The sequence below is a fragment of the Micromonospora acroterricola genome, from assembly GCF_003172955.1.
Taxonomy (GTDB): Bacteria; Actinomycetota; Actinomycetes; order Mycobacteriales; family Micromonosporaceae; genus Micromonospora; species Micromonospora acroterricola.
In genome coordinates this window covers 1-10,174 of sequence record NZ_QGKR01000311.1, presented here as the reverse complement: position 1 = coordinate 10,174, position 10,174 = coordinate 1, and the positions used below count along the sequence as shown (strand labels likewise).

General features: G+C 71.9%; 6 protein-coding genes. 2 read left to right on the top strand and 4 right to left on the bottom strand.

From position 1 onward, the window contains the following. The coding region (locus DKT68_RS27085; RefSeq protein ID WP_109820212.1) for a MaoC/PaaZ C-terminal domain-containing protein at window positions 1–874 on the bottom strand (874 nt) is incomplete at its 3' end. Continuing rightward, window positions 874–2,265 carry a 3-oxoacyl-ACP reductase gene (locus DKT68_RS27080; RefSeq protein WP_109820211.1) on the bottom strand — a complete coding sequence of 464 codons (1,392 nt, stop codon included), beginning with the start codon at window positions 2,263–2,265 and terminating at the stop codon, window positions 874–876. The genes DKT68_RS27080 and DKT68_RS27085, both read right to left, overlap by 1 nt. A 55-nt stretch (window positions 2,266–2,320) precedes the next feature. Between DKT68_RS27080 and DKT68_RS27075 the strand changes: the two genes are divergently transcribed. After that, a complete protein-coding gene (locus tag DKT68_RS27075; RefSeq protein WP_109820210.1) occupies window positions 2,321–3,613 on the top strand; it encodes an acetyl-CoA C-acetyltransferase in 1,293 nt (430 codons plus the stop codon). A gap of 88 nt (window positions 3,614–3,701) precedes the next feature. Here DKT68_RS27075 and DKT68_RS27070 read toward each other — a convergent pair whose 3' ends face one another. Together DKT68_RS27070 and DKT68_RS27065 are read right to left on the bottom strand one after the other, a co-directional pair. Next, on the bottom strand, window positions 3,702–6,038 hold the full coding sequence (locus DKT68_RS27070) for a PKD domain-containing protein (protein ID WP_109820209.1): 2,337 nt from the start codon (window positions 6,036–6,038) through the stop codon (window positions 3,702–3,704). A gap of 236 nt (window positions 6,039–6,274) precedes the next feature. Then, window positions 6,275–8,593, bottom strand: a complete 2,319-nt coding sequence (locus tag DKT68_RS27065) for a PKD domain-containing protein (RefSeq protein WP_161556705.1) — start codon at window positions 8,591–8,593, stop codon at window positions 6,275–6,277. A gap of 175 nt (window positions 8,594–8,768) precedes the next feature. Between DKT68_RS27065 and purB the strand changes: the two genes are divergently transcribed. Continuing rightward, a partial coding sequence (purB, locus tag DKT68_RS27060) for an adenylosuccinate lyase (RefSeq protein ID WP_109820213.1) occupies window positions 8,769–10,174 on the top strand: 1,406 nt, incomplete at its 3' end.

The following is a 10,174-nucleotide window of genomic DNA, read 5'->3' as shown; positions in this document are numbered from 1 at the left end:
GCGCGGTGCCGGCGAGGTGCGGTCGGCCGGTGCGGGGGTCGTGCAGGGCGAAGTCCCAGCCGTCGTCGGCGGGGTTCGCCGAGAAGCCGACCACGCCGGGCAGCGCCACCGGCAGCTTGAACGCCACCTCGACGGTGCCGGCGTCCGGCAGTCGGTTGTCCAGGGCGGCCAGGCAGCGGGCCTTGGTCCACATGCCGTGCGCGATGGGCCGGGGGAAGCCGAACAGCCGGGCGCCCAGCCGGGAGGTGTGGATCGGGTTGTGGTCGCCGGAGACGCGGGCGTAGTCCGTACCGACGCGGGTGCCGACCCGCCACTGGGCGGTGGCGGCCGGCGTCGCGGCCCGGTCACCCCGGTCACGCCGGGCGCCGCCACCGTCGCCGCGCTCCCGACTGAGGTACGTGGCGACGCCGCGCCAGACCTCCGTCCCGCCGGTGGAGGCGACCAGCACCACGTCGAGCTGCCGGCCCCGCTCGTGGGGACGCAGGTGCTCGGCGTACGCGGTGAGGTCCAGCGGCTCGCCGGCGAGCACCGGGCGGTGCACGGTGATCCGGTTGGCCACGTGCACCAGGCCGGTCACCGGGAACGGGAACTCCGGCGCGGTCATCAGCCGCAGCGCCAGCGGGAAGCCGAGTACGTGCGGGTACGTCACCGGCAGCCGCTCGGTGAGCGGAAACCCGCAGACCCGGTCGTACTCGGCGAGGTGTGCCCGGTCGACCTGGACACCGGCCACGGTCAGCGCGACCGCGGGCACGGGCCGGTCGCGCCGGCCACCGGGCAGCGCGCCCCGCAGCGCCCGCCGGTACAGGGGGCCGGTGGCAGGCAGCCGGGGCAGCTCGACGGTGGCCCGGTCCGGCCGGTCGTCCGTGCCGCCCATCACGCCCCCAGCAGGCTCTGGCCGCAGACCCGGACCACGTTGCCGCTGACCGCGCCGCTGGCCGGCCAGGCCAGCCAGCCGATCGTCTCGGCCACGTCGACCGGCAACCCGCCCTGGGCCAGGCTGTTCATCCGTCGGCCCGCCTCGCGGACCACCAGTGGGATGCGCGCGGTCAGCCGGGTCTCGATGAAGCCGGGGGCCACCGCGTTGACGCTGATCCCCCGGTCACGCAGGGCCGGGGCGAGCGAGTCGACCAACCCGATCACGCCGGCCTTGCTGGTGGCGTAGTTGGTCTGCCCCCGGTTGCCGGCGATCCCGGCGATCGAGGAGACCGACACGATCCGTCCGCCGGCCGGGATCAGGTCCCGCTCCAGCAGCACGTCGTTGATCCGCTCCTGACTGGAGAGGTTGACGTCGATCACCTGGTCCCACCGGTCGGCGTCCATCCGGCCGAGCGTCTTGTCCCGGGTGATGCCGGCGTTGTGCACCACCACGTCGACCCGGCCGTGCCGGCTCGCCAGATGGTCGGCGAGCCGGGCCGGCGCGTCGGGCGCGGTCAGGTCGAGTTGGAGAGCGGTGCCGCCGATGTCGTTCGCCACCGCCGCCAACGCGTCCCCGGCGGCCGGGATGTCCAGCGCCACCACCCGGGCGCCGTCGCGGGCGAGGACCCGGGCCAGCGCCGCACCGATGCCCCGGGCGGCGCCGGTGACCAGCACGACCTGCCCGTCGAGCGGGCGGTCCCAGTCCGCCGGGATGCTCGCGTCGCCGGCGCCGACCCGGATGACCTGCCCCGAGACGTACGCGGACCGGCCGGACAGGACGAACCGGAGGGTTGCTTCCAGGCTCGTTCGGGTGCCGGCCGAGTGGTCCGGGCCGGCCGTGGTGGCGTCGCCGTCGCGGGTGACCTGGACGAGTTGTGCGGTGATGCCCCGCCCGAACTCCTTGCCGATGCTGCGGACCAGCCCCTCCAGGGCTCGCTGGGCGGTCGCCTCGCGCGGTGTCGGGCACTCCTGCGGCGGGGTGCCCAGCACGATCACCCGACCGCTGGGCAGCACGGCCCGGGCCTGCGGGTGGAAGAAGTCGTAGAGCTGGCGCAGGTTGGTTGAGTCGGTGATCCCGGTGGCGTCGAAGAGCAGTGCGCCGTACCGCTGGGGGCTGTCGGCGGAGACGGCGGCGGCCGGATCGGCCAGCTCGACCCCGGCGGCGGTCAGGATCTCGGCGACCGGCTCGGCGAGCCGGCCGCCGGTGGCCGCGCCGAGCAGTGCCGGCCCGGGGAGCAGCGGGTCGCCGGGGTGGTGTCGGCGCAGTCGCGGCGGATCGGGCAGCCCGAGGCGCTTGACCAGCGCGCGACCGGCGGCCGATTGGACGAAGCTCGCGTACCTGTCGGTCATGGGCGTAGCCTACTGGCGAGTAGGGTTCGAGCAACACATCTCGAGGAGGCGGATCGTGCAGAGCATCCGGCGGGTCGCGGTCATCGGGGGCAACCGGATCCCCTTTGCCCGCTCCAACTCCCGCTACGCGGACGCGTCCAACGCCGACCTGCTCGGCGCGGCGCTGGACGGCCTGATCGCCCGGTACGGGCTGGCGGGGCAGCGGGTCGGTGAGGTCGTGGCCGGGGCGGTGCTCAAGCACTCCCGCGACTTCAACCTCACCCGCGAGGTGGTGCTCGGCTCCCGGCTCGACCCGCACACCCCGGCGTACGACATCCAGCAGGCCTGCGGCACCGGCCTGGAGGCGGCGATCCTGGTCGCCAACAAGATCGCCCTCGGGCAGCTCGACATGGGCATCGCCGGTGGCGTCGACACCACCTCCGACGCGCCGCTCGCGGTCAACGAGGAGATGCGCCGGACGCTGCTCAAGCTCAACTCCGCCCGCACACTGGGCGAGCGGCTCAAGATTGCCGCGAAGCTGCGCCCGCTCCAGCCGTTCACGCCGGAGATCCCGCGCAACGCCGAACCGCGTACCGGCCTGTCCATGGGCGACCACGCCGCCCGCACCGCACTGCGCTGGCAGATCGACCGGCGGTCCCAGGACGAGCTGGCGCTGCGCTCGCACCAGCGGCTGGCCGCCGCGTACGACCGGGGCTTCTTCGACGACCTGATGACGCCGTACCTGGGGCTGACCCGCGACCAGAACCTGCGCCCCGACACCAGCCTGGAGAAGCTCGGCTCACTCAAGCCGGTCTTCGGCACCCGCGGCCCCGACGCCGAGCAGGCCACCATGACCGCCGGGAACTCCTCGCCGCTCACCGACGGCGCGTCCACCGTGCTGCTCGCCAGCGAGGAGTGGGCGAGCGCGCACAACCTGCCGGTGCTGGCCTGGTTCAGCTGGTCCGAGACGGCGGCGGTGGACTTCGTGCACGGCGACGAGGGGCTGTTGATGGCTCCCGCGTACGCGGTGCCGCGGATGCTGGCCCGAGCCGGCCTGACGTTGCAGGATTTCGACTACTACGAGATCCACGAGGCGTTCGCGTCGCAGGTGCTGGCCACCCTCGCCGCCTGGGAGTCGCCGGAGTTCTGCAAGGACCGGCTCGGCCTGGACGCGCCGCTGGGCGCGATCGACCGGGACCGGATCAACGTGAACGGCTCGTCGCTGGCCGCCGGGCACCCGTTCGCCGCCACCGGCGGGCGGATCGTGGCCACCCTCGCCAAGCTGCTGGCCGAGCGGGGCGGCGGACGCGGGCTGATCTCGATCTGCGCGGCCGGCGGTCAGGGCGTGACGGCGATCCTGGAGCGCTGAGCGCTCGACCGTCATTGGCGCTGCCCGCCGGGAACGGCGACGCCCGCCGGACCCGAGGGTCCGGCGGGCGTCGACGCGTTGGCCCCACTCAGCCGAGGGTGAACTTCTCCCAGGTGCTGATCGCGGGGCCGTTGGCGATCAGCGGTTTCGCCCCGGCGCCGTCGGCGCTGACGTAGCGGCCGTTGACGGCGGCCTTGAAGCTGACCGTGCCGTCGCTGTTGCGCACCAGGGTGAACCGTTCCCAGAGGCTCGCCGCCGGGGCGGACGCGATCAGCGGCTTCGCCCCCGCGCCATCAGCGGAGACGAAGCGCCTGTTGATGTGGGCGAAGAGGGCGACCTGCCCGCTGCCGAGATCCACCACATCGAACCGCTCCCAGAGGCTGACCGCCGGACCGTTGGCGATCAGCGGCTTCGACCCGGCGCCGTCGGCACTGACGTAACGGCCGTTCACCTTGGCCTTCAGCGACCTGTTCGCATCGGCGACCGGAACCTGGTGGAACTTCTCCCAGGTGCCGATCGTCGGCCGGCTGGCGGACAGCGGGACGCTGCCTCCGGGATCGGCCGTGACGTACTGGCCGTTGTCGGCCTTGAGGCTGATGCTGCCGTCGCTGTTCCGGTTGAGGCTGAACCGCTCCGGAGCGGCCACCACCTGGGCCATGGCGTGCAGCCAGTCCGGGCCGCCGCCGACGGAGTTCCGGCTGACGTACCGCCCGGTGACGTGGGAGAAGAGCGCGACCTGGCCACCGCCGGCGTCGGCGAGGTCGAACTGCGCGGCGAGGCCCAGCTCGGGCCCGCTCGGCACGAGACCGGTCGGGACGCCAGCCCCGTCGACGTAGCGGCGGTTGGAGAGGGCGAGCAGGCCCACCGTCGCGGTCCGCCGTAGGACGCTGACCTGCTGGGTGCTGGTGTCCGTCCGGCCGTCGGTCCCGATCGCCTTGACGCTGACGCTGTAGGTGCCCGGGTTCGCGTACGTGTGCGAGGCCACCGGCGTGCTCTGGGTGACCCCGGACCCGTCCCCGAACTCGAACCGGTAGGACTCGATCGGATGGAGGCCCGGCTTGGAGGCGGAGGCGTCCAGCTTCACCGAGCGCGCTCCGAGATCCAGGGTGACGTCGAACGACACCGCTGGAGGTCGGATCGTCTCCACCGCGCCACGGTCGGCGTAGGTGATCGGGCCGGCACCGGTGTTCGAGACGGCCGGGTCGTCCATGCGCGGGGTGCCGCTGCGGTCCAGTGCCTGGAAACCGGGGGCCGCGGAGTTCGCCGAGTCGATATCCTCCCGCGGATTTCCCGTCTCCCGGTCGTGGGCGGCCTGCCTGGACGCCGCCCGGAACTGGGCGAGGTTCATCCGGGTGTTCCAGGCGTAGATCACCGGCGAGTCGGCGTAGTAGTGATCAGCGTTGTTGTAGTCGACAACCGTCTTTCCGACGGCACCGCCGTAGACCCCGATCTCGACGCCGTCCACGCCCGAGCCGCAGAAGCCCTGGCCGAAGTGGCCGTTCAGCCTGAGGATGTTGTTCTGGACGGAGACCCCCGACGATGCGCCGTCGACGCGGATGCCGTCGAGGCAGCGGTCCCGGATGGTGTTGTTGGTGATCGCCGTGTTGGCGGCACCGTTGTTGTGCACGCCGTGGCCGGCCCCACCGTTGATCAGATTGTTGGCCACCACCGTGCCGGCCGCACCCGGCCCGAGCGCGACCGCCGCGCTGGTGAAGCCGTCGATGCGGCCGCCTACGTACGTGTTGCCGGGCCCGTCGATCCGGACGCCGACGGTGCGGTCGGCGAGGCTCTGGTTGGTGTAGCCGCTCACGCTCGTGGCCGAGATGTCGACGTCGCTGCTCGCGGCGTCCAGCGTGATGCCGACGGCGGCCGTCGGCCCGGTGACGGTCGTCTGCGACACGCTCGAATTGGTGACCCCGGCGAATCGGATCACCGGTGCGGTCGAGGGGTTGTGCACCCCGTAGCCGCCGCCCCGGATGGTGATGCCCGAGGAGTTGCGGACGTCGAGAGCAGGCAGGTCGTCACCGTCATCCGACCCGACGACCCGAAGGTTCTGAAGCACGACGTCGTGCTGACCGTCGATGACGAAACCGGCGGTCGCCCCGACCAGGTTCCCGGAGGTGGATCTGCTCACGAACACGACCGGCTGCTGCGGGGTGCCGGACGTGGTGATGGTGACGCGCTCGCGGTAGTTGCCGCCGCCGATGTCGACGATCTGCCCGCTGGTGACTATCGCCGCCGCGGCGCTGATCGAGCAGAACGGCAGCGCCAGTGTGCCGGGATTCTGGTCGGAGCAGCCGGTGGGCGTGTTCTGCCGGACGTAGAGGGTGCCCGGCTCGGCCGCCTGGACGGGAGCGGTCGTGCCCAGCAGGGCCCCGCCCGTCAGGACTGCGGTGAGCAGGCCGGCGAGGGAAGATGTGCGCATGAGTGTCCTCAGGAGAGGAGGATCCGGCGGCCCGCCGGAAGTGAGATGGGGACAAGTCTCCCTGACCGCCAGATCCGACGTTGACCCGCGCGACAAAGCGGAAACGGTGGGCGTGATCCGCCGGACCTGCGGTTTGAGGCGGCGCGCCACGAGCTGCTGACCCTGTCATCGGCGAGCCCGGACGGCGACGCCCGCCCGACCCGAGGGTCCGGCGGGCGTCGACGCGTTGGCCCCACTCAGCCGAGGGTGAACTTCTCCCAGGTGCTGATCGCGGGGCCGTTGGCGATCAGTGGCTTCGCCCCGGCGCCGTCGGCGCTGACGTAGCGGCCGTTGACGGCGGCCTTGAAGCTGACCGTGCCGTCACTGTTGCGCACCAGGGTGAACCGCTCCCAGAGGCTGACCGTGGGCCGGGTCGCGATCAGCGGGTTCGCGCCAGCACCGTCGGCCGTGACGAAGCGGTTGTTGGCGCGGGCGAAGAGGGCGACCTGCCCGCTGCCGAGGTCGACGATGTCGAACCGCTCCCAGGTCCCGACGGTCGGCCGGCTCGCGATCAGCGGCTTCACCCCGGCGCCGTCGGCGCTGACGTAGAGGCCGTTCACCTTGGCCCTCAGCGACCTGTTCGCATCGGCGACCGGAACCTGGTGGAACTTCTCCCAGGTGCTGATGGTGGGCCGGCTGGCCGACAGCGTGACAGCTCCGCTGGGGTCGGCGGTGGCGTACAGGTTGTTGCCCGCCTTGAGACTGACGGTTCCGTCGCTGTTGCGGACGACGGTGAACTTCTCCGCGGTGCCGACGGTCTGGCTGGACGCGTTCAGCGGCGCGTCCGGGGTGGCGACCTGGGTGACGTAGAGACCGCTGGCCCGGGACACGAGGGCGACCTGGCCGTTGCCGGCGTCCGCCATGTCGTACTGCGCGGCGGCGGTCAACCCCACCTGGTTCGGTAGGAGAACCGGTGCAGAGGTGCCCACGTAGCGGAGGTTGGACAGGGCGAGCAGGCCCACGGTCGCCGTCCGCAGCAGCACACTGACCTGCTCGGTGCTGCTGCCCTGCAGGTCGTCGGTCCCCCGGACGGTGACGGTGACGTCATAGGCGCCCGGAGTGGCGTACCTGTGTGTGGCGCGCGGGGCGGACTGGGTGACGGCGGTGCCGTCGCCGAAGTTGAACACGTACTCCTTGATGGGGACGAAGCCGGGCCGGGAGGCGGAGGCGTCCACGGTGACCGCGCTGGCGGCGAGGTCCAGGGTGGCGTCGAAGGACGCAATCGGTGTCCGGACGAACTCCACCGGGCCACGGTCGGCGTAGGCGACCGGGCCGGCGCCGGTGTTCGGCACCCCCGGGTCGTCACGACGGGACCAACCTCGGCTGTCCCGGTTCTGGTAGCCGGGGGCGGCAGAGTTCGCCGAGTCGATCCGGTCGGAGGATTGTGCGGTGTCCCGATCGTGGACGGCCTGGCCGGAGACGGCGCGGAACTGGGCCAGGCCCATCACCGTCCCGTTCCAGGAGTAGATGCTCGCGGACGGGGACGACCATCCGTTGTGCAAGTTGTTGTAGTCGACCACCGTTCCGCTCAGCGCCTGGTCGTGGATTCCGACCTGGACTCCGCCCACGGCCTGCGGGTCGCAGTAGCTCTCCGGGCGACCGTTGCCGGACAGCTTGTTGTTCTGCACGGAGACGCCGGTGGAGGCCCCGTCGACCCGGACACCGTCGAGGCAGCGGCCCTGGACGGCGTTGTTGACGATCGCGGTCGCGTCGGCCCCGCGGTTGTGGATGCCGTGGCCGGCCCCGGGGTTGATCTGGTTGTTGGCCACCACCGTGCCGGAGGCAGTCGGACCGACCGCGATGGCCGCGCCCGTGTAACCACCGATGACACTGTCGAGGATGGTGGTGCGGGCTCCGTCGGTGCGGATGCCGGCGCTCGGGTCGGCGCTGCCGTTGGTGGCGCCGCCAATCAGGGTCGCGCGTTCGACCGTCACATCGCTGGACGTCGCGTCCACGGTCAGCCCGTCGACGGGCGAAAAGCCGCTGCCGACGACGTCTCTCACGCTCGCCATCGTCACGCCGACGAGCCGCACGGCGGGTGCCGTCGCGGCACTGGCCATCGTGAAGTTGCCGCCCGCGACCTCGATGTTCGAGGAGTTGCGGATGTCGAGGGCGGGCGTGTCGACCGCCCCACTGACCTTGAATTCCTGGAGGCCGATGTCGTGCTGGCCGTCGATGACCAGGCCGGCGTTCGGCCCGACGAGCCTGACCGCCCGGCCGTTGGCCTGGAAGCCGATCGGCGCATCGGGAGTTCCGGAGCGGGTGAGGGTGACACGCTCGGGATAGTCGCCGTCGTACACGTAGACCGTCTGGCCGGCGGTGACCACCGCCGCGGCCGCGCCGATCGTGCAGAACGGCTGTGCCCCGGTGCCGGGCCCCTGGTCGGAGCAATTGGCGGCGGCCCCCTTGACGTACAGGGCCGTCGGTTCGGCCGCTTGGGTGGACCCGCCGGTGGCCAACAGGGTGCCGCCGGTCACCGCGATCGCGGTGAGACCGGCGAGGGATGTTCTACGCATGCATGCCCTCGGTGGAGGAGGAGGATCCGGCTGTTGCCGGAAGTCAGATGAGGTCATGATCCGGTACCGGCCGGTAGGAGCGCCGGCCCGTGCGACAAAACGGTCGAACGTTGGCGGCGGAGACGTCTCTGACCTCGTACCGGGGGCGATCGCCGGGTAGGAGAGAATGCGGTACGTGACGACGATCCCGAACGTGCTCGCCAACCGGTACGCCTCGCCCGAACTGGTCGCCCTCTGGTCACCGGAGGAGAAGGTCCGGATGGAGCGGCGGCTCTGGCTCGCCGTGCTCCGCGCTCAGCGCGACCTCGGCGTGTCCGTGCCGGACGGCGTGGTCGAGGCGTACGAGCGGGTGCTCGACCAGGTCGACCTCGCCTCGATCGCGGAGCGGGAGCGGGTCACCCGGCACGACGTGAAGGCGCGGATCGAGGAGTTCAGCGCGCTCGCCGGGTTCGAGCACGTGCACAAGGGGATGACCTCCCGCGATCTCACCGAGAACGTCGAGCAGCTCCAGGTGCGTGCCTCGCTGGAGCTGATCCGTGATCGGGTGGTCGCCACCCTGGCCCGGCTGGCCTGGCTCGCGCACGAGCACTCCGAGCTGGTGATGACCGGTCGTTCGCACAACGTGGCGGCGCAGGCCACCACGCTCGGCAAGCGCTTCGCCTCGGCGGCGGAGGAACTGCTGATCGCGTACGAGCGGCTGGAGGACCTGATCGCCCGCTACCCGCTGCGCGGGATCAAGGGACCGGTCGGCACGGCCGCCGACCAGCTCGACCTCTTCGACGGCGACGCCGACAAGGTGGCCGAGCTGGAGCGCCGGGTCGCCGGGCACCTGGGCTTCTCGCGGGTGCTGGACAGCGTCGGGCAGGTCTACCCGCGGTCGCTGGACTTCGACGTGCTGGCCGCGCTGGCGCAGACCGCCGCCGCGCCGTCGTCGCTGGCCACCACGATCCGGCTGATGGTCGGCCAGGAGCTGGTCACCGAGGGCTTCAAGCCGGGTCAGGTCGGCTCCAGCGCGATGCCGCACAAGATGAACACCCGTTCGTCCGAGCGGGTGAACGGCTTCGCCGTGATCATCCGGGGCTACCTGTCGATGGTCGGCGAGCTGGCCGGTGACCAGTGGAACGAGGGGGACGTGTCCTGCTCGGTGGTCCGCCGGGTGGCTCTGCCGGACGCCTTCTTCGCCGCAGACGGCCTGTTCCAGACCTTCCTCACCGTGCTCGACGAGTTCGGCGCGTACCCGGCGGTGATCAACCGGGAGCTGGAGCGGTTCCTGCCCTTCCTGGCCACCACGAAGATCCTGGTCGCGGCGGTCCGGCGTGGCGTCGGCCGGGAGGTCGCGCACGAGGTGATCAAGGAGCACGCGGTGGCAGTGGCGCTGGCGATGCGGGAGAAGGGCTCGCCGGAGAACGACCTGTTCGACAGGCTGGCGGCGGACGGCCGTCTCGGCCTGTCCCGCGCCGACATCGACACCCTGGTCGCCGATCGCACCGCCTTCGTCGGCGCCGCCCCGGCCCAGGTAGCAGCGGTCACCCGTCGCATCACCGAGGTGGTGACCGCCCACCCCGACGCAGCCACCTACTC

What these genes read in the sequence shown, in the direction of transcription:
- DKT68_RS27080 (WP_109820211.1), bottom strand. Translation starts at nt 2,265, where the DNA reads ATGACCGACAGGTACGCGAGCTTCGTCCAATCGGCCGCCGGTCGCGCG.
- DKT68_RS27070 (WP_109820209.1), bottom strand. Translation starts at nt 6,038, where the DNA reads ATGCGCACATCTTCCCTCGCCGGCCTGCTCACCGCAGTCCTGACGGGC.
- DKT68_RS27065 (WP_161556705.1), bottom strand. Translation starts at nt 8,593, where the DNA reads ATGCGTAGAACATCCCTCGCCGGTCTCACCGCGATCGCGGTGACCGGC.